20 protein-coding genes and 1 pseudogene are annotated in these 22575 nt (G+C 56.9%); 15 read left to right on the top strand and 6 right to left on the bottom strand.

All coding sequences use genetic code 11. From position 1 onward, the window contains the following. Nucleotides 1–3 precede the first annotated feature (3 nt). Nucleotides 4–1383: a formimidoylglutamate deiminase gene (locus ACZ1HV_RS20900; protein ID WP_472716191.1), complete on the bottom strand. Its 1380-nt coding sequence runs from the start codon at nt 1381–1383 to the stop codon at nt 4–6. 79 nt (nt 1384–1462) lie between these two features. Between ACZ1HV_RS20900 and hutI the strand changes: the two are divergent. The 7 genes and pseudogenes from hutI (at nt 1463) to ACZ1HV_RS20865 (ending at nt 10099) form a co-directional block, all read left to right on the top strand. Then, nucleotides 1463–2667 (top strand): annotated as a pseudogene (gene hutI, locus ACZ1HV_RS20895) (imidazolonepropionase). Beyond that, nucleotides 2664–4220 (top strand): histidine ammonia-lyase, encoded by a 1557-nt coding sequence (gene hutH / locus ACZ1HV_RS20890; RefSeq protein ID WP_472716190.1) that lies wholly within the window; start codon nt 2664–2666, stop codon nt 4218–4220. The pseudogene hutI and the gene hutH overlap by 4 nt, the downstream one beginning before the upstream one ends. After that, on the top strand, nt 4207–5034 hold the full coding sequence (gene hutG, locus ACZ1HV_RS20885) for an N-formylglutamate deformylase (protein ID WP_472716189.1): 828 nt from the start codon (nt 4207–4209) through the stop codon (nt 5032–5034). The genes hutH and hutG overlap by 14 nt, the downstream gene beginning before the upstream one ends. After that, nucleotides 5031–6704 (top strand): urocanate hydratase, encoded by a 1674-nt coding sequence (hutU, locus tag ACZ1HV_RS20880; RefSeq protein WP_472716188.1) that lies wholly within the window; start codon nt 5031–5033, stop codon nt 6702–6704. The genes hutG and hutU overlap by 4 nt, the downstream gene beginning before the upstream one ends. Nucleotides 6705–6755: 51 nt before the next feature. After that, nucleotides 6756–7853, top strand: coding sequence for a TRAP transporter substrate-binding protein (locus tag ACZ1HV_RS20875; protein WP_298822011.1), 1098 nt, complete (start codon nt 6756–6758; stop codon nt 7851–7853). A gap of 195 nt (nt 7854–8048) precedes the next feature. After that, nucleotides 8049–8552, top strand: coding sequence for a TRAP transporter small permease subunit (locus ACZ1HV_RS20870; protein WP_298822012.1), 504 nt, complete (start codon nt 8049–8051; stop codon nt 8550–8552). Beyond that, the gene (locus ACZ1HV_RS20865; RefSeq protein ID WP_472716187.1) at nt 8549–10099 is read left to right on the top strand and encodes a TRAP transporter large permease; all 1551 of its coding nucleotides are present in this window, start codon (nt 8549–8551) and stop codon (nt 10097–10099) included. Before ACZ1HV_RS20870 ends, ACZ1HV_RS20865 begins: the two co-directional genes overlap by 4 nt. Here the strand turns inward: ACZ1HV_RS20865 and ACZ1HV_RS20860 are convergent. The 4 genes from ACZ1HV_RS20860 to ACZ1HV_RS20845 all read right to left on the bottom strand — a co-directional run bounded on the left by ACZ1HV_RS20860 (nt 10093) and on the right by ACZ1HV_RS20845 (nt 12744). Next, nucleotides 10093–10923: a glycoside hydrolase family 3 N-terminal domain-containing protein gene (locus tag ACZ1HV_RS20860; protein WP_472718478.1), complete on the bottom strand. Its 831-nt coding sequence runs from the start codon at nt 10921–10923 to the stop codon at nt 10093–10095. The two genes, ACZ1HV_RS20865 and ACZ1HV_RS20860, sit on opposite strands and share 7 nt — an antisense overlap. Beyond that, a complete protein-coding gene (locus ACZ1HV_RS20855; protein ID WP_472716186.1) occupies nt 10920–11345 on the bottom strand; it encodes a glycoside hydrolase family 3 N-terminal domain-containing protein in 426 nt (141 codons plus the stop codon). The genes ACZ1HV_RS20860 and ACZ1HV_RS20855 overlap by 4 nt, the downstream gene beginning before the upstream one ends. Before the next feature lie 122 nt (nt 11346–11467). Then, the gene (locus ACZ1HV_RS20850) at nt 11468–11911 is read right to left on the bottom strand and encodes a hypothetical protein (RefSeq protein WP_472716185.1); all 444 of its coding nucleotides are present in this window, start codon (nt 11909–11911) and stop codon (nt 11468–11470) included. After that, complete coding sequence (locus ACZ1HV_RS20845; RefSeq protein ID WP_472716184.1) at nt 11815–12744, bottom strand: aspartate aminotransferase family protein; 930 nt, start codon at nt 12742–12744, stop codon at nt 11815–11817. The genes ACZ1HV_RS20850 and ACZ1HV_RS20845 overlap by 97 nt, the downstream gene beginning before the upstream one ends. A 430-nt stretch (nt 12745–13174) precedes the next feature. Here ACZ1HV_RS20845 and ACZ1HV_RS20840 point away from each other — a divergent pair, with 430 nt between their 5' ends. The 4 genes from ACZ1HV_RS20840 (at nt 13175) to ACZ1HV_RS20825 (ending at nt 17373) form a co-directional block, all read left to right on the top strand. Then, nucleotides 13175–13882: an ABC transporter permease gene (locus ACZ1HV_RS20840; RefSeq protein ID WP_298822016.1), complete on the top strand. Its 708-nt coding sequence runs from the start codon at nt 13175–13177 to the stop codon at nt 13880–13882. Further along, on the top strand, nt 13875–14687 hold the full coding sequence (locus ACZ1HV_RS20835; RefSeq protein WP_472716183.1) for an ATP-binding cassette domain-containing protein: 813 nt from the start codon (nt 13875–13877) through the stop codon (nt 14685–14687). Before ACZ1HV_RS20840 ends, ACZ1HV_RS20835 begins: the two co-directional genes overlap by 8 nt. 32 nt (nt 14688–14719) lie before the next feature. Beyond that, on the top strand, nt 14720–15520 hold the full coding sequence (locus ACZ1HV_RS20830) for an ABC transporter substrate-binding protein (RefSeq protein WP_472718477.1): 801 nt from the start codon (nt 14720–14722) through the stop codon (nt 15518–15520). Between the two features lie 182 nt (nt 15521–15702). Further along, nucleotides 15703–17373 carry an alpha/beta hydrolase gene (locus tag ACZ1HV_RS20825; RefSeq protein ID WP_472716182.1) on the top strand — a complete coding sequence of 557 codons (1671 nt, stop codon included), beginning with the start codon at nt 15703–15705 and terminating at the stop codon, nt 17371–17373. Nucleotides 17374–17428: 55 nt separating this feature from the next. Here the strand turns inward: ACZ1HV_RS20825 and ACZ1HV_RS20820 are convergent, their stop codons facing one another. Continuing rightward, nucleotides 17429–18784 (bottom strand): MFS transporter, encoded by a 1356-nt coding sequence (locus tag ACZ1HV_RS20820; RefSeq protein WP_472716181.1) that lies wholly within the window; start codon nt 18782–18784, stop codon nt 17429–17431. A gap of 97 nt (nt 18785–18881) precedes the next feature. Between ACZ1HV_RS20820 and ACZ1HV_RS20815 the strand changes: the two genes are divergently transcribed. The 4 genes from ACZ1HV_RS20815 to ACZ1HV_RS20800 are packed head-to-tail and all read left to right on the top strand — an operon-like array spanning nt 18882 to nt 22549. Further along, the gene (locus tag ACZ1HV_RS20815; RefSeq protein WP_298822020.1) at nt 18882–19244 is read left to right on the top strand and encodes a hypothetical protein; all 363 of its coding nucleotides are present in this window, start codon (nt 18882–18884) and stop codon (nt 19242–19244) included. Between the two features lie 38 nt (nt 19245–19282). After that, nucleotides 19283–20821 (top strand): ABC transporter substrate-binding protein, encoded by a 1539-nt coding sequence (locus tag ACZ1HV_RS20810; RefSeq protein ID WP_472716180.1) that lies wholly within the window; start codon nt 19283–19285, stop codon nt 20819–20821. Nucleotides 20822–20859: 38 nt separating this feature from the next. After that, nucleotides 20860–21798 carry an ABC transporter permease gene (locus ACZ1HV_RS20805; RefSeq protein WP_472716179.1) on the top strand — a complete coding sequence of 313 codons (939 nt, stop codon included), beginning with the start codon at nt 20860–20862 and terminating at the stop codon, nt 21796–21798. Beyond that, nucleotides 21791–22549, top strand: coding sequence for an ABC transporter permease (locus tag ACZ1HV_RS20800; protein WP_472716178.1), 759 nt, complete (start codon nt 21791–21793; stop codon nt 22547–22549). Before ACZ1HV_RS20805 ends, ACZ1HV_RS20800 begins: the two co-directional genes overlap by 8 nt. Nucleotides 22550–22575 lie beyond the last annotated feature (26 nt).

Genomic DNA, 22575 nt, shown 5'->3' with positions numbered 1-22575 from the left:
CAGTTATAGTCGATCGCGCAACGCAGCCATTGTGGCCCGGTATTTTGTGCGGATAGCCTCGCCTTTTACATGCTTTCCACTCGAAACAACATGCCGTCCGGCCGACCAGACTTCCGAAACCATACGATCGTCACCTGCAAAGACAAAAGTATCCAGAACCTCGTCTCCCTTGCGTCCGTCAAGATCGGTGGCATTCCCGTTGAGTGCGACAAGATCCGCAAGCCTTCCCACCGCGATTGAGCCTGCGTTTCGACCTGCCGCCTGAGCACCGCCTGCGGCCGCCCCCTCATAGAGCACCCGCCCAGTCGACAATTCTGCTGTTGCAACTGTTGCCCGGCTCTGGTCTCTCAAACGTTGAGAGTATTCGAACGTCCGCAGCTCTTCCGAAAGGGAAATCCGGAGGTTGGAATCTGAACCGAACCCAAAGCGGCCACCCTGCGCCAAATACCGGACACCATCAAAGATACCGTCGCCGAGGCTGGACTCCGTAATGGGGCAAAGCCCTGCGACAGCCCCGGTCGATGCCAGAGCGCTCGTCTCTTCCTGTGTCATCTGAGTACAGTGGATCAGACACCAGTTCGGTTCGACATCATGGTTTTTCAGCAACCATTCCACCGGGCGCGCTCCCTTGGCCGCGAGGACCTCTTCCACTTCTGGAACTTGCTCAGCCAGATGCATGTGAAGCGGCTTGTCACCTGCCAGATTTACAACCGCCTGCAAACCGTCTTCGTCTACGGCTCTCAAGGAATGCGGCGCAATGCCGATTGCTGCATCACCCGGCAATGCCTTGAGTGACTTTGCGGCTTTTTCATAAAGCTTCTCGAAGCTTTGAAGATCATTTCCAAAACGGATCTGGCCCGCGGCGAGCGCGCGGCGATCACAGCCGCCATACTGATAAAGCACAGGCAAATGTGTCAGACCAATACCAGTGTTTGCGGCGGCCGAGATAATCCTGTCTGAAAGCTCGGCCGGATTGTCGTATGGGACACCTCCCGGCTGATGATGCAAATAATGGAATTCTCCGACGGCGGCATATCCTGCTTCCAGCATTTCCATCTGGACAAAGGCCGCAATCGCTTCGACATCGTCAGGCGTCAATGCATCAAGAAAACGAAACATGATCTGGCGCCAGGTCCAGAAACTGTCGCGCAGTTCTGTTCCACGCCGTTCACTCATTCCCGCCATGGCCCGCTGGAAGGCATGACTGTGGAGGTTTACGGGTGCCGGTAAAAGGACTGCAACCCGTAGTCCGATCGGGTTTGCACCTGTCACCACGTCCTTGATTTTTCCGTCCTCACCAAGGCTCACCACAACATTTTCTGACCAACCGGACGGCAGCAGCGCCTGCTCTGCAAAAACTTCTGTTGCCGAGTTGGTCGCCATGTCGCTTTCCTTCGTTGACACCTTAATATGTGCATGCATATTATCGAATAGCACAATCTAATCAAGCCGAGGATGGGCCTTGTCCAGACGCCTTCTGACCAACGCCAAGCTCGCGACCTTTACCGCCAACGGTGCGGCCTATGGACTTGTCGAACAGGGTGCTCTGGTGATCGATGGAGACCGGCTCGCATTTGCTGGCCGCGATCAGGACCTATCGACAGATGACAGAGAGCTTCCTTCGGAAGATCTTGATGGCCGGTTGGTCACTCCCGGGCTCATCGACTGCCACACACATGTCGTATTCGGCGGCAACCGCGCACGCGAATTTGAAATGCGGCTTCAAGGTGCAAGCTACGAGGAAATCGCGCGCGCGGGCGGCGGCATTGTTTCAACCGTGTCGGCAACCAGGGAAGCAAGCGAAGAAGAACTTCTTGCATCTGCCCTGACGCGGGTTGACGCGCTGATCCGCGAAGGCGTAACGGCAATCGAAGTCAAGTCGGGTTACGGTCTCGACCGCGAAACGGAACTGCGCATGCTGCGGACAGCTCGCAGCATTTCCAAAAAAGACCGATCCACATACGCACCAGTTTTCTTGGTGCACATGCCATACCGGCTGAATACAAAGAGCGGTCTGACGCGTATCTGGAAGAGATTTGCCTGCCCACGCTGGAAGAGGCTAAGTCGGAAAACCTCGTAGACGCCGTCGACGGCTTTTGCGAAAGCATTGCCTTTTCTCCCGAGCAGATTGCAAGAGTTTTCAACAAGGCCAAGGAGCTCGGTCTTCCGGTCAAACTTCACGCCGAGCAGCTTTCCAATCTCGGTGGAACGGCACTTGCCGCATCCTATGGCGCACTCTCGGCCGATCATCTGGAATTTTTGGATGAAGCGGGCGTTCAGGCGCTCGGAACAAGTGGCTCGGTTGCCGTGCTTTTGCCAGGGGCCTTCTATACATTACGCGAAACGCAATTGCCTCCGCTTGAATTGTTGCGCCAGGCTGGCGTGCCGGTCGCCCTGGCAACGGATTGCAATCCGGGGTCTTCGCCTCTCGCCTCGTTGCTGACCACAATGAACATGGGCTGTACACTGTTCCGCATGACACCGGAAGAAGCTCTTGCCGGTGTCACACGTGAAGCCGCCAGAGCGCTGAACCTTGAAGACCAGGGTTGCCTCAAGGCAGGCATGCGCGCTGATCTTGCTATCTGGGATGTCGACCATCCGGCCGAGCTTTCTTACCGGATCGGCTTCAATTCACTCCAGAAACGCATTTTCGGAGGCTCTGAATGAGCACTCTTACCCTGACCCCCGGCAACGTGACGCTATCTGACCTGGAAGCGGTTTTCAGGGATGAAACAGCGGTGCTCGTCGACCGAAGTGCCAAACCGGCAATCGATGAAGCCGCCGGGCGGATCGCCAAGGCCGCCACGGGCAGTGACGCCGTTTATGGCGTCAATACTGGTTTCGGCAAATTGGCCAGCGTCAAGATTGCGCCGGAAGACACCGCAACGCTGCAACGCAACCTGATCCTGTCCCATTGCTGCGGAGTTGGTGACGCGCTTGACCGTGCGATCACCCGCTTGATGATGGTTTTGAAACTGTTGTCGCTGGGGCGCGGCGCTTCGGGTGTGCGTTTCGAAGTGCTTGGACTGATTGAGGATTGCCTTGAAAAAGGCATCACTCCCGTCATCCCGTCTCAGGGGTCCGTCGGTGCATCCGGCGACCTTGCCCCGCTTGCCCACATGACCGCGGTTCTGATTGGCGAAGGCGAGGCTGTCTATTCGGGCACCAGGATGCCAGGCGGTGAAGCGCTTGAAAGCGCCGGACTGACACCAGTCGTACTCGGGCCCAAAGAAGGCCTTGGCCTGATCAACGGCACTCAGTTTTCAACGGCCTGTGCCTTGTCCGGGCTCTTCGAGGCCTGGCGGCTCGCCGAGGCAACGCTCCTGACCGCCAGCCTGTCCACCGATGCCATCATGGGATCGACAGCGCCCCTCCTGCCGGAGATCCATCAACTGCGCGGTCATCGCGGTCAGATCGAGGTCGCGCACTCCATGCGCACGATCATGGAAGGCTCTGAAATACGTGACAGTCATCGCGAAGGCGACCAGCGTGTTCAGGACCCCTATTGCATCCGCTGCCAGCCTCAGGTTGCCGGTGCCTGCGTCGATCTCTTGCGCATGGCAGGAAGAACTCTTGAGATTGAAGCCAATGCAGCGACGGACAACCCGCTGGTGCTGATCGATGCGGATCGGATTGTGTCCGGAGGCAACTTTCATGCAGAACCGGTCGCCTTTGCCGCCGACCAGATCGCGCTGGCGATTGCCGAACTGGGCGCTATCGCCCAGCGCCGCGTCGCCCTGATGGTCGACCCCAGCCTTTCCTTCGATCTTCCTCCGTTTCTCGCAAAAGACCCGGGCCTGAACTCCGGGATGATGATCGCCGAAGTCACCACTGCCGCCTTGATGAGCGAGAACAAACATCTGGCGAACCCATGTTCAACGGATTCAACGCCGACCAGCGCCAACCAGGAAGACCATGTCTCGATGGCCGCTCACGGTGCAATGCGGCTTGCACGCATGAATACAAACCTGGCACAGATACTTGGCGTGGAATTGCTTTGCGCGGCAGAAGGCGTTGAACACCGGGCACCTCTCAAGACAAGTGCAGCTTTGCAATCCGTCCTTGCAAGGCTTCGGGAAGATGTTCCGGCCCTCCACGCCGACCGTTATATGGCACCCGACCTTGAAACTGCCGCTGAACTTGTGCGGTCGCGCGCGCTCGCATCCGTTCTTGCACCAGGTCACCTGATCAGCCTAGGAGATACCCATGCAGCCGGTTGAGGTCATCCCGGGCGACGGTCCCATTGTGCTGGGTGTACCCCACGCCGGTACTTTCGTGCCGGGCGACATCCGAGGTCGCCTGAACAAGACCGGACTGCAGCTCGCCGACACGGACTGGCATGTCGATCGGCTGTACGAAGGGCTTCTTTCAAGCGCAACCATGGTGAAAGCGGGTTTTCACCGCTATGTCATCGACGCCAATCGGGATCCGGCAGGCGTCTCTCTCTATCCGGGGCAAAATACGACAAGTCTTTGCCCGACGACCGATTTCGACGGACGTCCCATTTATGACAAGGGCCAAGAACCGGACGCGGCAGAGATCGAAGCCCGACGACTTGCCTGGCATGCCCCTTACCACGCAGCCCTTGAAGCCGAAATCAAGCGGGTGAAGGCCTTGCACGGTGTCGCCATTCTTTATGACTGCCATTCGATCCGGTCCGTCGTTCCGTTTCTCTTTGACGGGAGACTGCCCGACTTCAACACCGGCACAAACAATGGTTCCACCTGTGCCCAGGCTGTCGAGGAAGCCGTCGTCAGCCACACTGAAACCGCCGAAGGATACACCTCCGTCCTCAATGGCCGTTTCAAGGGTGGCTGGACCACCCGCCACTACGGGCATCCAGGCGACGGCGTCCACGCCATACAGATGGAACTCGCCCAAAGGACGCACCTGGCAAGTGAAGACCTGCCCTTTGCCTTTGATGAAGAGAAGGCAGATCGGCTGCGAGGCCCTTTGAAGAGAATACTGAGTGCACTTGAAAACGTCGCACCGACCCTCAACAAAAAATCCGAAATACCTGGGAGCGAACAATGATCGATCGTCGCCACAACGCCCGCGACGTCTACCCTCCGACCGGCACAGATCTGAATGCAAAGTCATGGCTGACCGAAGCGCCGCTACGCATGCTGATGAACAATCTTCACCCGGACGTGGCTGAAAATCCTCATGAACTGGTGGTCTATGGCGGCATCGGCAGGGCAGCGCGAACCTGGGAGGATTTTGATCGTATCGTCGCGGGATTAAAGAGCCTGAATGACGACGAAACGCTCTTGGTGCAATCCGGCAAACCGGTTGGCGTTTTCAAGACCCATAAGGATGCGCCCCGCGTCCTGATCGCGAATTCCAACCTTGTGCCCAATTGGGCCAATTGGGATCACTTTCACGAGCTCGACAAGAAGGGCCTGGCCATGTACGGCCAGATGACTGCTGGGTCGTGGATCTATATCGGCACGCAAGGAATTGTTCAGGGCACCTATGAAACCTTCATGGAGGCCGGTAGGCAGCACTATGAGGGCGACCTAAAAGGACGTTGGATCCTGACCGGCGGCCTTGGCGGCATGGGCGGTGCCCAGCCGCTTGCAGCGGTCATGGCCGGAGCATGTTGCCTTGCCGTCGAGTGCGACGAAAAGAGCACCGACTTCCGCCTGCGCACAGGGTATGTCGATGAAAAGACGCACTCTCTGGACGAGGCTTTGGACTTGATTACCCGTTGGACAAAGGCGGGCGAAGCCAAATCGGTCGCCTTGATAGCCAATGCTGCGGATGTCTTTGCCGAACTGGTCAGGCGCGGTGTCAAACCGGATATCGTCACCGACCAGACTTCCGCGCACGACCCGGTCAATGGCTACCTGCCACAGGGCTGGACGGTCGCCGAATGGCGGGCGAAAGCCGAATCCGATCCAAAGGCAGTGGAAAGAGCGGCTCGCGCCTCCATGAAAGTGCACGTCGCAGCAATGGTCGACTTCTGGAATGCCGGGGTTCCGACACTCGACTACGGCAACAACATTCGACAAGTGGCGCTTGAAGAGGGCCTGGAAAATGCCTTTGCCTTTCCAGGCTTCGTGCCGGCTTATATCCGGCCGCTTTTCTGCCGCGGCATCGGCCCCTTTCGCTGGTGTGCCCTCTCTGGAGACCCGGAGGACATCTACAAGACCGACGCCAAGGTGAAGGAACTGATCCCGGACGATCCGCATCTGCACAACTGGCTCGACATGGCAAGAGAACGCATAGCGTTCCAGGGACTTCCTGCCCGCATTTGCTGGGTTGGACTTGGCCAGCGTCACAGACTGGGCCTTGCCTTCAACGAAATGGTCCGCACCGGCGAACTGAAAGCTCCGGTGGTCATCGGCAGGGATCATCTGGACAGCGGTTCGGTGGCATCCCCGAACCGGGAAACCGAGGCCATGAAAGATGGTTCGGACGCCGTTTCGGATTGGCCACTTCTCAACGCCTTGCTCAACACGGCATCGGGGGCGACCTGGGTGTCGCTTCATCACGGCGGCGGCGTTGGAATGGGATTCTCGCAGCACTCCGGCATGGTGATCTGCTGCGACGGCACCGAGGATGCGGACCGACGCATCGAAAGGGTGCTCTGGAATGACCCGGCAACAGGCGTGATGCGTCACGCCGACGCCGGCTACGAGATCGCGCTCGATTGCGCGAAAGAACAGGGGCTTAACCTACCGGCTATTCTGGGATCATAAAACGCACGGCTGGAGGCTCCGAACCACTACCTGTGAACGAGGGATAATACGATGAAAAGACGTGATTTTCTGAAAGCAGGCGCTACGGGCACCGCCGCCGTTGCGGCCTCGACCCTGGCGGCACCCGCAATTGCGCAAGACGTTCGCCAATGGCGCATGGTCACTGCATGGCCCAAAAACCTTCCAGGTCCGGGCGTCGCTGCACAGATGCTGGCGGACCGCATTACGGCCCTTTCCAGCGGCAAGATCGAGGTCAAACTTTTTGCTGCCGGTGAGATCGTTCCAGGCAACGGAGTATTCGACGCTGTCGGTCAGGGAACAGCTGAACTTTACCACGCGGTTCCGGCCTATTGGGGTTCAAAATCCAAAGGCATCCTTTTGTTCGGTTCACAGCCTTTCGGCCTGACGGCTCCGGAACAGGCTGGCTGGCTGATCCATGGTGGCGGCCAATCCCTCTATGACGAGATTTATGCACGGTTCAATCTGAAACCGTTCCTGTGCGGAAACTCCGGACCGCAATGGGCTGGCTGGTACCGCACCGAAATCAACAGCGTTGACGATCTGAAGGGTTTGAAATTCCGCTCCACGGGATTGGCCTCCGAGATGTGCTCCAAGATGGGAATGGCTGTTCAGGCGATGAGCGGCCCCGCAATGTTCCAGGCGCTGCAATCCGGCGCTCTTGATGCCGGTGAATTTATCGGACCATGGACGGACAGTGCTCTTGGATACTACCAGATTGCCAAGAACTACTACTGGCCGGGTGTCGGCGAGCCCTCATCCGCAGAAGAGTGTGCCGTCAATCTGGATGCTTACAACGAGCTGCCAGACGACCTGAAGGAAGCCGTCGCCCGTGCGTGCGCCAGCCTCTACAACGACGTCCTGACGGAATACAATACCAAGCATGCGCAGGCGTTGACCCAGTTGGTCAATGACCACGGCGTGATGGTGCGCAAATTGCCGGACGAAGTGATCGTCGCGATGGGGAATGCAGCTGGTGAAGTGATTGCTGACCTGCGCGCAAGCGACGATGAGCTTGTTGTTCGGATCACCGAAAGCTTCCTGGACTATCGCAAGCTGATGCGCGACTACATGCCCTATGCAGACAACGGCCAGATGAACGCCCGCGTCATGGACTACAGCTACGACTGACGTGGCAATAAGCACATCGGCGGAAAAGAGCACTCTTTCCCGCCGGCGTGACCGGTTCATTTTCAAAGGCCCATCGTTGAGAACAACATGCCCGTTGTTTCAAAAATGAAGGGTGACAATCGGTGAGACTTCGCGTCCTAATTCAAGCTTGGAAAAGCAAGAGCCCAACCACATGAAAGAGGCAGGTCGACCGCGATGGACAAACTGGCGGGGACGCTTGAGCGCGTCAATTCTGTCATCGGCCACATATTATGCTGGGCCGCGCTCGGCATGCTGCTTTTACAGTTCGTCATCGTTCTGCTGCGATACGTCTTCGGCTTCAGCTACATTTTTCTGGACGAGGGTGTGCTCTATTTCCATGCCTCCATTTTCATGCTTGGGGCCGGCTATACCTTTCTCGTCAATGCGCATGTGCGGGTCGACATCTTCTATGCCAAGCTCGATGAACGCCGTCAGGCCTGGATTGATCTGTTCGGTCATCTCTTTCTGCTGGCCCCGGCCCTGATCGTCCTGATCTGGTTCTCCTGGCCGACTGTGCGCGGAAGTTGGGCCATCCTGGAGGGTGCGATATCCGTCGGCGGGATACCTGCCTCCTTCCTGCTGAAATCGCTCATTCCCGCTTACTGCATCTTGCTCCTCATTCAGGGATTGGCCGCGTTTTTGCGCGACCTTCAAAAGCTGAAGGGTGCAAACGCATGAGCCTGCCGCTCGATCTGATCATGTTCGGCGCCCTGATCGCCTTCATCCTGCTCGGTTATCCGGTGGCGTTCACAATAGCAGGCGTTGCCACTGGTTTCGCATTGCTCGGCTGGTTTCTCGGCGACTTCAACATTCAGCTGATGGGCGCGATGGGCCAGCGCTTCTTCGGCGTTCTGACCAATCCGGTACTGACTGCAATCCCGCTGTTCGTGCTGATGGGTGTCATCCTGGAAAAGAGCCGCATCGCAGAGGACCTGCTGGAAACCATGGGGCGGCTTTTCGGCAAGATGAACGGCGGTCTCGGCGTCTCGGTCGTTCTGGTTGGGGCATTACTGGCAGCCTCCACCGGCATTGTTGGTGCAACCGTTGTCGCCATGGGACTGATCGCGCTGCCAACAATGCTGCGCAACGGCTATGACCCGAAACTCGCTTCCGGCATGGTCTGCACAGCCGGAACGCTTGGACAGATCATTCCACCCTCGACACTGCTGATCATCCTTGCGGATGTTATGTCGAATGCGTTCCAACAGGCACAATACGCGCAAGGCAAATTCACCATCGAGACGATCTCTGTCGGTCAGACCTTTGCTGCTGCCATGGTGCCGGGCCTGCTGTTGGTTGCTGTCTATTGTGCCTACATTATCGGCCGGGCCGCCCTTTTTCCCAAGGACGCTCCGGCCTTGAAGGAACATGTCGCCCCGCCTTCCTCAGCCGAAATCGCAGGAGCTGTGGTTCCACCGATCCTGCTTATCGTCGCCGTGCTCGGATCCATTCTCGGCGGCATCGCGTCCCCGAACGAAGCAGCGTCCGTTGGCGCCATCGGCGCTATCCTTCTTGCAGGTCGCAGACTTGGCATTTCAGTAAGACTGATCGTAATGGCAACCGGGGCGTTGCTTGTCCTTGCTGTTGCCGCCTCGCTGCTTCCCGTCCGTCTGCAACGGTCCGACACATCCATCGGCGGGTATGTGCTTGCCGCACTCTATGCAGGATTGGCGCTCTTTGCCCTCGGCGTTGTCTTGCGCATTCTGAAGGCAGCATTTTCAGACGGGCTTTTGAAAGCCTCGCTCCTGTCGACATTAACCGTCACGTCGATGATTTTTGCCACCATCTTGATGGCAAGTTTCTTCTCGCTCGTCTTTGTCGGCCTGGGCGGCGAGGATCGCGTTCATGCACTGCTGAATGAAATGCCGGGGGGCCCAACCGGCGCACTGATTTTCGCGATGCTCTTTGTATTCGTCCTCGGTTTCTTTCTGGATTTCGTCGAAATCTCGGTGATCCTGTTGCCGGTTCTGATCCCGCCTCTCATCCTGATGGGGATTGACCCGATCTGGTTGACCGTGCTGATCGCAATCAATCTGCAAACCTCGTTCCTGACACCACCCTTCGGTTTTTCGCTTTTCTATCTGCGCGGTGCGGCACCAAAGGAGATCACGACGGGTCAGATTTATCGCGGTGTGGTTCCGTTCATCGCATTGCAGATTGTTGCCGTCGCGATCCTCTGGCTCTTCCCGATCATCGCAACCTGGCTTCCGCGCTGGCTTTACTGAACGTATTCCAAAGTACAGCGGTCCGGGTCCGGCGCAATTTCCGAAAGCCATGCCTCAAGATCGCCGGAGGACGCGAGTGCAACTTTGGGCACGCTGCCGATCCGGGCTTTAAGGGCAACAATTCTGTCATGGGCAGCGGCGATCTTTTGGGCCAATTCCGGATCTTTTGCTGATGCCTCAAGCAGAATGTCAGCCACTTTTGCGGGGATGTTCGGGTCCGGTCGTTTGTCGTTGGCAAACAGAATAATATCCGTTCCTGCGGCAACTGCCTTGACGATGGCATCTTTCAAGGAATGGTTTCGGCGAATGGCATCCATCTGCAAATCGTCCGACATGATGACACCGCCAAATCCGAGGTTTTCACGCAAGACCCTGGACAAGACGCCTTTCGAAAGCGAAACCGGACCTCTTTCGCCCTTCCCTTGCAGTTTTCGATTTATGACATGGGCAGTCATGATGATGTCTGCACGGTCCTCAACGATCAGCTTGCGAAACGGCTCAAGTTCCTTTTCCGACCAGCTTCGTGAAACATCAACCGCTCCCTTGTGACTGTCCCGTCTGCTCGACCCGTGGCCCGGAAAATGCTTCAACGCTGTCAGGACACCATGCTTGCGGTGCGCCTCGACAAATGCTCCGCCATAGGCAGCAACGCGGTCCGGATCACGGGAATAGGAACGGCCAAGGCGACCAATGATCGGATTGCGCGGATTGACATCCACATCCACAACGGGGCCGAGGTTAAGGGTGAAACCCCATTCAGCAAGCCCACCGGCAAGCACACCATAAATTTCGGCGGCATCGGCCAGACTTGACTGCTTCGCTATCTGTTTTGCAGACAGTGTGTGCGGAAATCCATGGTGGCGTTTGAGGCGCTGGACAACACCCCTTCCTGATCAATGGCGATCAGCACCGGCAAACGGGAAGGACTTGCTGCTCGAAGCTCGCCATTCATCCGACGAACGGTTTCCTGATTTCGAAGATTTCGACCAAGATAGAGGACACCGCCAATGGTACCTGATTGAAGTTGCTGCCTGACCTTTTTAAATCCACCAGCCTTTGGACTGTCTCCCAGAAAGCCGACCATTATCATCTGGCCGATCTTGTTTCTCAGTTCGACGAGATCTTCCACTGACGCGTCAGCATCCTCCTGCGTGGCCGCAGTCGAACTTGTTGGCAAGACACAGAAAACACCAAAGGCTGCAAGCAGGACAAAACCAAAGACGGTACTGATGCAGCGTTTGGACATCTCGCCGGGCTCCGTGCTTTCGACGGCCTTTCTCAGGTCCGGACATATACGGCCACGCACGCAGCCAAGTCAGCTTGAGACGAACGGTCGATGTGCAAGGCCGGATACTATGCTGAATCAGGTTAGGCCACCAGTGCTCGTGCCGCAGTCTCCATCGCCGCCTCTGTCTGAACCAGATCGGCTTCCGTCAAGGCCAGATGCGTATAGAGTTTGCTGTCCGGCTTTAGAATTCCGCTTGACCGCATGCTTTGATTGAAGACTTTCGCCTTCATTGCATCGCCTTTCAGAACGTCACGGTAATTCTTTACCGGCGCATCGGTGAATACTACGTCGAACAGCACAGGGTCGCCAACGATTTGATGCGCAACACCCTGTCCGTCCAGCGCATTGGCAAGCGCAGTCATCAATCGCTCACCATGCTGCTTGAGGATCTCATAGGCCCCTGGACGTTTAAGAATTTCCAGTGTCTTCAGTCCGGCGACACTTGCAACCGGATTGCCACTGAGCGTGCCAATCTGGAAGGTGAACGCCTTGTCGCCGACAATTGATCTGTCGAAATGGTCCATGATTTCCTTCTTCCCGGCAACAGCTGCCAGGGGAAGCCACCACCGATCACCTTGCCTAGCGTGCAGAGGTCCGGAACAACCCCATAAGCTTCCTGAGCGCCGCCATAAGCAAGCCGGAATCCGGTGACAACCTCATCGAATACCAAAATGATACCGTGCTTTTCGGTTTCTTCGCGAAGCGTTTCCAGAAAGCCCGGCTCCGGCGGGATAAGCCGTTGCAAAGGTTCAACGATCACACAGGCAATGTCGTCAGCATGCTCTGCAATCAACTGCCGGGCAAACTCCGCATCGTTGAACGGCGCGATCAGCATGTCGTCGCGCACGCTTTCCGGTGTTCCAGCCGTATCGGATACAGCCTGCGGAAAATTGACCAGAGTTTTCGGCGACAGGCTCATCAGCGCCTCCGCCGACATGCCGTGATAACCGCCTTCAAACTTCAGGATCTTGTCCCGCCCCGTGTGAGCCCGGGCAAGCCTCATGGCGTACATATCGGCCTCTCCACCGGTCGACACATATCGGATCTGGTCCGCACACGGCACGGCGTCTACCAGCACTTCGGCCATTTCAATGCCGCGTGCGTTGTTGGTGAAGAAGGTCAGGCCCTTTGCGAGTTGTTCTTCGACCGCCTCCAGCACTTCAGGATGTCCGTGACCAAGCAACATTGGACCTGAGCCAATCAGATAATCGATGAATTCAGCACCGTCCTCGTCCCAGACACGCGATCCCTTGGCTTCGCGAATAACGATGCCAGGTTCGAAGTTGCCGAACCCGGCCGCCGGCAACACTTTGGCGGCACGATCTGTCCAGTCTTTTTGAGAAATAGAGGTCTTCATGGTGTGGCCTCCTTCGGCCAGATTTCAATTATGCGGCAAGGGAAAGAACAGGATCACCCAGGGCGTCTGCATTTGGCCAAACGCCGAACCCCGGTCCTTGCGCCGGTGCAAGTCGACCGTTGTTGCGGCTTGGCGCTTCCGGGTCAAGACGTAGAGTGACCTAACTCGACAGATCACACGCAATCATGATCGAGCCCGGGCAGTGTTGCTGCCGCAACATGAAAAGCAGCGGCTGTTGCGATATCAGACCCCCAGGTGTCTTCGACGCACATTTTCACCCCGAAAGTCCCTGCCGGGGCGTCGATCAACCTCTGAGCGGGGAATTTTCAATGCTCAAGTGGCATATTTTTTCAACTCAAGCGGACTTTGAGTTGGATTTTTATGCATTTTACGTTATTTTTTCCCATAGACCGGGAGGAATAACACAAGAATGGACAGTTTCTGGGGTGCGCTTGCAGGGGCAGTCGGCCTTGTTTTCGCACTTGATCCGGACCTGATGGAGATAATCGGCCTGTCGATACGGGTCACTCTTACGGCTGTCTTCTTTTCATGCCTGATCGGCCTGCCGCTTGGGGCTGCCGTCGGCACATTCAATTTCCCCGGACGCACGCTGATCGCCGTCTTTCTCAATGCGCTCATGGGGTTGCCTCCTGTGGTCGTCGGACTGATGGTCTACCTGATGCTTTCTGCCTCCGGACCGCTGGCTCCCCTCAGATTGCTCTATACACCAACTGCAATGATCATTGCTCAAATGATCCTGGTAACACCGATTGTTGCCGCGCTTACCCGGCAGGTCGTTGAAGATCTCAACCGCGAATATGCGGAGCAATTCGCTTCAATGGGTGTTGGCGCTTTCGATCGCCTGACCGCAATGCTTTGGGATGCGCGCTACAGCCTGATGACGGTTGCGCTGGCAGGCTTTGGCCGGGCGGTGGCGGAAGTGGGTGCAGTGATCATTGTCGGCGGAAACATCAACCACGTCACCCGTGTAATGACGACGACGATTGCGCTGGAAACATCGCGCGGCAATCTGCAGCTCGCCTTGGCGCTTGGTGTCATTCTACTTGTGATTGCCTTTGCCGTGAACGCATGTGTTATGGCCTTGCGCGCTTCCGCCGTGAGGGCTGCCTATGCGTGACCTGGAGTTTCATTCCGCAGCCGGCAGCATTGCGCCCCCTTGCCTGCAACAGCCGCTTCTGGAAACGAAAGGCTTGAGTTTTTCAGCTGGAGGGGCTCGACTGCTCCGGGATGTCAGCCTTGAGGTACGGCCGGGCTCGCGCACTTTGATCATGGGCCCTAACGGGGCTGGAAAAAGCCTTCTCTTGCGGCTCATGCACGGATTGCTGCGACCAGAAACCGGCAACGTTCTGTGGAACGGCGCCAGGCTCACGGCGGAGGCAAGGCGCTCGCAGGCGATGGTGTTCCAGCGCCCTGTGCTCTTGCGCAGATCTGTCTTCGCCAATCTCAAGTTTGCCCTCTCCGTCCGAGGCCTGAGAGGCCGCAACAGATCAGAAAAGATCGAACAGGCTTTGGCAGTTGCAGGCCTCAGCCATTTGGCAAAGCGGCCTGCCAGGGTACTGTCGGGCGGTGAACAGCAGCGCCTGGCAGTCGTGCGCGCTCTTGCCTGCGAACCCGACCTGTTATTCCTGGATGAGCCCACAGCGAACCTAGATCCGGCTTCGACTGCCGCCATCGAGCAGCTGGTTTTGGAGGCCAATTCCAGTGGCGTGACAATTGTTATGGTCACCCATGACGCCGGCCAGGCCAAACGCATCGGTGAAGATCTGGTTTTCCTTCAGGACGGCAAAATCGCCGAAACCGGCGACGTTCAACAGGTCCTGAGCGCACCGAAAAGCGAACCCGTCCGCGCCTGGCGCGACGGGCGCATCTATCTTGGCGCCAACATCGAAACCATGTCGGACAAATCCGGGAGAAGAACGTGATTAGAAGGATCTTTCAGGGCGTCCTGGCAACAATGATTGTTGGAATGCTTGCGACTTTGCCGGCTGCAGGCGACGAGAAATTCATCATCGTGCAATCAACGACGTCGACACAGAACTCGGGACTTTTCGATCAGCTTCTGCCAAAATTTCAGGAAAAGACCGGCATTGAAGTCCGGGTTGTCGCGGTCGGCACGGGCCAAGCCATCAAGAACGCGGCCAATGGCGACGGTGATGTCCTGCTGGTGCATTCAAAACCTTCTGAAGAAAAGTTCGTGGCAGACGGTTTCGGTGTTGCCCGCGCTGACGTGATGTACAACGACTTTGTCATTGTCGGCACAAGTGACGATCCGGCCGGGATTGCCGGGTCCCGAGACGTGGTGACCGCACTTTCAAAGATTGCCGAAAGCAAGTCACTTTTTGCTTCAAGAGGCGATGACAGCGGGACCCACAAGGCCGAACTCAGGCTTTGGAAAGCTGCCGGGATCGATCCTTCTGAAGATTCAGGAAGCTGGTATCGTGAGACCGGGTCTGGAATGGGCGCAACACTGAACACCGGCACCGGAATGAACGCCTATGTGCTGACTGATCGTGCGACCTGGATCGCCTTTGGCAACAAAGGCGATCACGGGATTGCCGTTGAAGGAGATGCCAGGCTGTTCAATCAGTATGGTGTCATCCTCGTAAATCCAAAAAAACACCCTCATGTGAAAGCGGAATTGGGGCAAGTCTTCATCAACTGGCTCCTGTCCCGCGAGGGTCAGCAGTCAATCGCCGACTTCGAGATTGACGGTCAGCAGCTGTTTTTTCCCAATGCCAACGATGGTTCGAGCTGACAGGCCCGAACCGCGACACACCCCTTACATTTTGCGCAACCTGAGCTAGACTTCGCGAACGGACGCGACAGCTTCAATCATCCCGATAGCCGCACCGGCCAAGAGCCGGTGCGATCATTGGGTAAGCGAGGCTGGTGTGCGGGTTTGCCTGGTCCGACAACGAACGCGCGAGGATAAGTGCGGTGCATTGGATTCGCTCACTGGTAACCGGATTGTCAATTCCGTGCCTGATGCTCGGCTTGCTGTTTTTTGCCGCTTCGTTGACCCCGTCGCTCATCCCCCGCGATGCCCTTGTCCAGGGCATCCTCGGCGGCATTGTTATCGCCCTTGGATACCTGCTCGGAAAAACAATTGGCCTGATCTGGTGGGCAGCGGATATGCCACGACTGCCCCGGCAATTCGCACGTCTGCGCAACAGTGTGCTGATTATTGTCGCCGTTGGTCTCACCGCCTGGATCTTGACGTTCAGCCTGGAATGGCAAAACGGTCTTCGGAGCAAGATGGGGCTGGAGCCGGCCGAAGCACAGCACCTGGCGACAATTCTGATCTCCGCCGCACTGACCTTTGCGGGGGCCTATGTCATTGGTGCAATCATTGCGACACTTTTTCGATGGATCAGAGGCCGTTTCTACCGTTTTATGCCACCACGGCGCGCCAATGTACTCGGTGCAGTCACTGTTGTCGTGATCCTGTTCATTGGCACCCGTGACGGCATTCTTGATGTTGTCGTCAGCGGGCTTGATGAAAGCTATGAAACTGCGCAGAACCTCTTCGATACGGCACCGCCCCCACCAGACAGACCGAACCAGGCAGGGTCTGCAGCATCCTTGGTCGACTGGGCGGCTATGGGCCAGCCAGGCCGGGATTTCGTCACCAGCGGGCCGGATGCTGACGCTATTTCAGCCTTTACCGGAAAACCTGCCCTGGACCCCATCAGGGTCTATGTAGGCAGGGCCGATGGCGAAACCCCGGAAGAGCGCGCGGAGCTTGCACTCGCGGAACTCAAGAGGCTCAAGGCATTTGACCGCAAGGTGCTGATCGTCACCAGCCCCACAGGCACAGGCTGGATGGATCCAGGGTCTCATGACCCGGTGGAATACATGCACCATGGCGACATAGCGACTGTCAGCGCGCAATACTCCTATTTGCAGTCACCCCTTGCGTTGATCCTCGAAACGCGCACCGGGCTCGATCAGGCCACGGCACTCCTGGAAGTGGTTCATAGCTACTGGAAAACACTCCCCGAAGATCAGCGCCCCAGGCTCTATGCTCACGGTCTCAGCCTCGGCGCCTGGTCATCCATGTATGCGACCAATCTTTTTCGTCTTATCGATGATCCGATTGATGGGGCCTTTTGGGCAGGTCCTCCATTTCCGTCCGATCTTTGGCACTACGTCCAGACATCGCGTCAACCAGGCAGTCCCTGGGTTCTGCCAATCATCGGCGATGGGTCTGTTGTCAGATATGCCTCCCACTACGCGGATGCCTCCAAAGCTGAAGCCGACTGGAACGGAATGCGCATCGTCTTCCTGCAATATTCCAGCGATCCCATCGTGTTTTATGATCCGCTTTCCCTTTGGCGCGCACCACCCTGGATGAATGACCCTCCGGCCGAGGATGTATCGGATCACCTGACCTTCATTCCGATCGTCACACAATTTCAGCTCGCACTGGACATGGCCTTGTCCTTCGGAGCCCCTCCGGGCCATGGCCACGCTTACTATGCACAAGACTATGTTGCCCCCTGGGTGGAGGTAACGACACCGGAAGGCTGGTCAGCGGACGAGACGGATCGGCTGAAGGCTCACTGTAACCTTGGCCTGCAGCTTGGATGTGCCAATGGCAAACAGTAAGGCTCAAGCACGTGTGTCATTTGTTCCCTGGCGCAGGATAGGTTCGTTCCCCGCACTATCCTCGCGGCCAGATTGGATGATGGTCGTCAATTATGAAAACGTGCTTGTGTCTTATGCGCCGATGGCGATGCAAGGCCCCGGAAACCGCCATGCCAGGCTCGTGATGCAGGCCGTCCTGCAAGTCGTGGCTATGCTCCAGTTCGTCATGTTCGTGCTCCAGATCGCTCGGGTCGCGTGCCGGCCAAAGCGCCATCGCCAGCCCGAATGAAAAAACAGACAATGCCGCCATAAGAGCAAACGCTGCGGAAAGACCCTGCCATGCACCGACAAAGCCGGCCAATGGATAGGCTATCAACCAGGTCGAATGCGACAGAGCAAATTGTGCAGCGAAAACCGCCGGACGATCCTGATCGTGACAGGAGCGGGTTATGATAAGACCCGACGGTGTCTGGATCATTGACGCGCCTGCTCCCAGCACGAACCACAACAAGAGTGCTGTGACGGGTTCGGCCCCGATTGCAGAAAGCATCAAGGCGACGCTGAGCAGGAGCGCGCCAGCGAGCATAATCGGCCGCGGTGCTTGATGCTCCAGGAGCCGCGGCAACAGCACAGCGACAAGCATCGAACCAGTGCCACTGGCTGCAAAGAAGATCGCAACCATGCCGTCGCCGAAGCCGAATTCAGATTTGACCACCACAACAGTGTTGACGATCACCATGGAGGTCGCTGAAGCGACCGCAATATAGAGCGCCAGCATTCCGCGAAGCCGCGGCGTGGCAAGATAGATCCAAAGACCACGCGTAACCCGTTTGACAAATGGCGCTGCGTTGGCGCTTGCAGCTCTTGCAGGCAGGGATGCTCCGGCCACCAGCAACGCTGACGCTGCAAACCCCAGAGCAGTACCGGCAAAGAGGCTGTGAAATGTGACTGCAGTCAAAAGAAGGCCCGCCAGCATCGGACTGACCAGGGCTTCAATATCGTAAGTCAACCGCGACAGGGAAAGCGCCTGCGTATACGCCTTTTCATCTTTCAGGACATCAGGAATCAGCGCTTGAAAACTAGGTGTAAAGGCGGCCGACATAGCCTGAAAAGCGAAAATCAGAACGTAGACCTGCCAGATCTGTGTGACAAATGGCAGCGTCAACACAAGCGCTGCACGCGCGCAATCCAGTGAGATCAGAAAAGGCTTGCGGGGAAGTTTTTCCGCCAAGGCTGCAGCGACCGGTGCCAATCCGACATAAGCGACCATCTTGAGCGCGAGTGCCGTCCCCAGCACTGCCCCGGCATTTGCGCCCGCAAGATCGTACGCCAACAATCCAAGAGCAATTGTCGCCAGGCCGGAGCCCAGAACAGACAAAACCTGCGCCAGCAGGAGACTACGATAGACTGAGTTTGAAAGAGCAAGCAGCATGGTCCGATCTTAACCGCTTCAACCTAAGGGACAATGGGTATAGTGTCGCAATTCTTGCTATGTTAAAGGTCGCCGGGTGTTTAGGAGACAGATGCCAATGAGACTGATGCCAAAGGCGATTTTGGGAACGTTGATTGCGTTCTCGTTGCTTTTTGCATCTGTCGCGCGTGCGCCAGGAACCATGCTCTCGTTCGATGGCGACACCATCACGATCGAGATTTGCACCGGCACTGGCGTGAAAACCGTCACCTTGTCGGCAGACGGCACTCCGGTTGAACAGTCGGATGTCGACTGCGATTTCTTCGCCACGCAAATCGCCGCTTTGCTTAACGGCGCGCCACCAGTGTCATTGGGACTGGTGGACACAGGCCCGACCACGTTATTCAGCGTCTCCAACATTGCCCTCAGGCGGTTGACACAGCAATCCCATCTAATCCGGGGGCCACCCCCGGCGAGCTGATTTCACACTTTGAAAATCAACTCAGATGGAACACTTCAATGTCCAAATCCAAGATCTTGGCCTCCTTCGCCGCGCTGGGGTTGCTCGCGCTGCCTGCCACGACGCATGCCGTTGCTGAAACACATTTGACGGTCGCGGTCAAAGCAGACCGCTACAGCGTCAAGCCCGATAAGTTCACTTTCACCACACGGCGGCCCGCAGCCCAGATTGCCGAAACTGCGGTCAAGCCGGACGCAAATTTCAATCCCTCTCCGCTCCTGTTCAAGTCTTGGGATTACAACGACGGCACTTATACGGTGACGCTGCAAGACGGCGTTACGTTTTCAGATGGCACACCGTTCAACGCCGACAGCGCAATCGCTTCTCTCAAGCTGTACGACCAGAACAAATCCGATTTTCTGCAACTTGATCAGAACAGCTTCAAAAAGCTGGATGACTATCTGATCTCGTTCCGCTCCGAAGTGGAATCAGCTCTGGTGATCGAGAACATGACGCATCGGGGAGCATCGCTGTTTCTGCCGACCGACGCGATGGCCGAATATCCGGTCGGGACCGGCCCCTACATTTTGGAAAGTTACGAGCCGAAGAAACAAATCACGGTCACCCGGAACCTCAACTACTGGGGGGAAGCACCCAAGATTGACAAGATCACCTATCTTTTCATCGGCGATGACAATGCCCGCCTGCTGGCGTTGCAAAATGGCGAAGTGGATGTCATTGGCGAAGTCACACCTCAAATGATGTTGTCAATGCCGCAGGACGGCTCTGTCGTTCTGAACGAAAGCCGTCCGATCCGCTATGCGGCGCTCATGTTCAACATGCTTGGCAAAGCGCCTTTCGACATCACGACCGATATCAGTGTTCGTCAGGCTTTGGCAATGGCGATCGACCGCGAAACAATAGCTCAGGTGCTTTATGGCGGACGCGGCCAGGCTGCGAAGACGATCCTGCCCGGATGGATGTTTGATCTCGGAGACGATCATGCCAATGGCTTTACATATGACCCGTCAAAGGCCGGTAAGATGCTTGACGAAGCTGGCTGGGTTGTGGGCGATGATGGTGTTCGCGAAAAAGACGGACGCAAGCTCAAACTTCGCATGGTTGCTGCCTATCCCAACGTTTCAACGGTAAAACCAATGCCGGAAATGCTGGAGCAGATGTTTGCCGCCATTGGTGTCGATACCGAAATCGTCGAAGTTGCCGACAGCGGCGTATATAACGACACCTATTTTGGGCCGGGTCAGGCAGACATGTATCTGGAATTTGCTTCCAACAACAACACCGACCCCACCTATCTGCTCTACAATGTCTTCACGACCATGAGCCCCTGGGGCTACGCAGTCACATCGCCAGGTGGCAATGTGGATGAGCTGGCCACAGCCTCACGCGTGGCATCAAGCCGCAAGGAAGCCATTGAACTGGTGCGGCAGGCTTACAAGTCCATCGTAGACGAACACACCTCCAGCATTCCGATCCTTTTGGTACCGAATTTCACCCTGTCCCGCCCGGGCGTGTCAGTGCCGATGTCGGAATATGCTGACTGGATCGGCTACGGCAATGTCAGCTTCAATCATTGAAACACGAAAGGGCGGTCAGTCGGCCGCCCCCTTCTGACATGCTGAGATTTCTGCTTACGCGTCTGGCAGTGACGGTGCCCACCTTGCTGGGCATGTCGTTTGTCGCATTCGCCATCGTGGCACTTGCACCGGGAGACCCGGTGCAAATGGAGCTGCGTGCCATGGGCATTGTGCCCAAACCCGAAGACATCGCGGCGATCAAGGCCGCGTATGGTCTCGATAAACCATTTTTCATTCGCTATGCGCATTGGCTGGCGCGTGCCTTGCAATTCGATTTCGGCACCTCCGTTGCAACCGGCCGGAGCGTGATCGCCGAGATTGGCCTTCATATGCCTGCGACCTTGATGCTCTCACTGGTCTCTCTTGTTGGCGCTGTGGGCATTTCGCTCGCGCTTGGAACACTGGCCGTCATGGCCGGCCGGTTTACGGCCAACTGCGTGCGGGCACTTTCGATTGTGCTGGTTTCGGTTCCCTCGTTTTGGCTTGCGCTCCTGTTCATTCACGTCTTTGTCCTCAATCTCGGCTGGTCCAGACTGGTTGGTGACGGTTCGGCAATTGACCTGATCCTCCCAGCATTGACGCTCAGCATTGGTGCCGGTGCCGCGATGGGACGTTTCGTATATGAGCGTGTACGCGCGGAAGCCTGCGAGGACTACGTTCGCCTGGCGATTGCCAAGGGCGTCAGCCCTTTGGGCATCCTGTTGGGTCATATCGGTCCGAGGATCATTGGCTCAATGACCACTGTCTGGGCCAACACCCTGGGTTGGCTTCTGGGCGGTGCGGTGATCGTTGAAAGCATCTTCAGCTGGCCCGGACTTGGCCAGTTGATCCTGCAAGCCATCGGTCAGCGGGATTTTCCAATCATCCAGGGATATCTCGTGCTTATGGGGTTGGTCTTTTTCGTGACTTCCTTCTTGGCCGACATTGTGTTGGTACTCGCCGACCCCCAGCTCAGACGCGGGCTTGCAGATGAGTAATACCGTCCATCAAAGGCTCCGTTTCACTCGCAGTATCGTGCCAGGGCATATCGGATTGACCTTCGGTCTTTTCCTGCTGTTCGGTTTCGCAATTCTGGCTCTGGCAGGCGGGACATCGAACTTGCCGCCTCCGGAAAAAATGGACCTTCTTTCCCGGCTCGCGGGCCCATCCGAAAGACATCTCCTGGGCACGGACCATCTCGGGCGCGATCTACTGTCACGATTGCTGGCAGCGATTCCGGTTTCACTCGGTGCGGCCCTGAAAACAATGGCAGCGATCCTTGCCATAGCGCTTCCCTGGGGTTTGATCGCAGGTCTTGCAGGCGGACGCACGGATATGGTGATGATGCGGCTCGCCGATATTGTCATGGCCTTTCCAACACTTGTGCTCGCATTAGCCGTGATCGGCTTCATGGGCGCATCTCTGGAAGCGTCGATCATAGGCGTTGCCGTTGCCTGGTGGCCCTCAAATGCACGACTTATTCGCGCACTCGTGTTGTCGGCGAATGAAAGGGACTTTGTAAAAGCGTCGTACCTCGCCGGCGCGTCTCGTCGCCGGGTCATATTTCGACATGTATTGCCGCAGATACTGCCGCCGCTTGCCGTAATCGTCTCGCTGGAGACTGCGTCGGTTCTCCTTGCATTGTCCTCACTCAGTTTTTTAGGCATTGGCGCGCAGCCGCCCATGCCAGAATGGGGCGCCATGCTGAACGAGGCACGACCTTTTTTGCGCATGCCCCCCATATGCTGATCGCACCTGGTCTTGCAGTTGTGTGC

This window comes from Roseibium sp. JB4-4 (assembly GCF_055693425.1).
This window is presented reverse-complemented; position numbering and strand designations above follow the sequence as displayed.

What these genes read in the sequence shown, in the direction of transcription:
- hutG (WP_472716189.1), top strand. Translation starts at nt 4,207, where the DNA reads ATGCAGCCGGTTGAGGTCATCCCGGGCGACGGTCCCATTGTGCTGGGT.
- ACZ1HV_RS20865 (WP_472716187.1), top strand. Translation starts at nt 8,549, where the DNA reads ATGAGCCTGCCGCTCGATCTGATCATGTTCGGCGCCCTGATCGCCTTC.
- ACZ1HV_RS20805 (WP_472716179.1), top strand. Translation starts at nt 20,860, where the DNA reads ATGCTGAGATTTCTGCTTACGCGTCTGGCAGTGACGGTGCCCACCTTG.
- hutH (WP_472716190.1), top strand. Translation starts at nt 2,664, where the DNA reads ATGAGCACTCTTACCCTGACCCCCGGCAACGTGACGCTATCTGACCTG.
- ACZ1HV_RS20875 (WP_298822011.1), top strand. Translation starts at nt 6,756, where the DNA reads ATGAAAAGACGTGATTTTCTGAAAGCAGGCGCTACGGGCACCGCCGCC.
- ACZ1HV_RS20820 (WP_472716181.1), bottom strand. Translation starts at nt 18,784, where the DNA reads ATGCTGCTTGCTCTTTCAAACTCAGTCTATCGTAGTCTCCTGCTGGCG.
- ACZ1HV_RS20855 (WP_472716186.1), bottom strand. Translation starts at nt 11,345, where the DNA reads ATGTCCAAACGCTGCATCAGTACCGTCTTTGGTTTTGTCCTGCTTGCA.
- ACZ1HV_RS20815 (WP_298822020.1), top strand. Translation starts at nt 18,882, where the DNA reads ATGAGACTGATGCCAAAGGCGATTTTGGGAACGTTGATTGCGTTCTCG.
- ACZ1HV_RS20850 (WP_472716185.1), bottom strand. Translation starts at nt 11,911, where the DNA reads ATGGACCATTTCGACAGATCAATTGTCGGCGACAAGGCGTTCACCTTC.
- ACZ1HV_RS20840 (WP_298822016.1), top strand. Translation starts at nt 13,175, where the DNA reads ATGGACAGTTTCTGGGGTGCGCTTGCAGGGGCAGTCGGCCTTGTTTTC.
- ACZ1HV_RS20830 (WP_472718477.1), top strand. Translation starts at nt 14,720, where the DNA reads ATGATTGTTGGAATGCTTGCGACTTTGCCGGCTGCAGGCGACGAGAAA.
- hutU (WP_472716188.1), top strand. Translation starts at nt 5,031, where the DNA reads ATGATCGATCGTCGCCACAACGCCCGCGACGTCTACCCTCCGACCGGC.
- ACZ1HV_RS20800 (WP_472716178.1), top strand. Translation starts at nt 21,791, where the DNA reads ATGAGTAATACCGTCCATCAAAGGCTCCGTTTCACTCGCAGTATCGTG.
- ACZ1HV_RS20810 (WP_472716180.1), top strand. Translation starts at nt 19,283, where the DNA reads ATGTCCAAATCCAAGATCTTGGCCTCCTTCGCCGCGCTGGGGTTGCTC.
- ACZ1HV_RS20845 (WP_472716184.1), bottom strand. Translation starts at nt 12,744, where the DNA reads ATGAAGACCTCTATTTCTCAAAAAGACTGGACAGATCGTGCCGCCAAA.
- ACZ1HV_RS20870 (WP_298822012.1), top strand. Translation starts at nt 8,049, where the DNA reads ATGGACAAACTGGCGGGGACGCTTGAGCGCGTCAATTCTGTCATCGGC.
- ACZ1HV_RS20835 (WP_472716183.1), top strand. Translation starts at nt 13,875, where the DNA reads ATGCGTGACCTGGAGTTTCATTCCGCAGCCGGCAGCATTGCGCCCCCT.
- ACZ1HV_RS20900 (WP_472716191.1), bottom strand. Translation starts at nt 1,383, where the DNA reads ATGGCGACCAACTCGGCAACAGAAGTTTTTGCAGAGCAGGCGCTGCTG.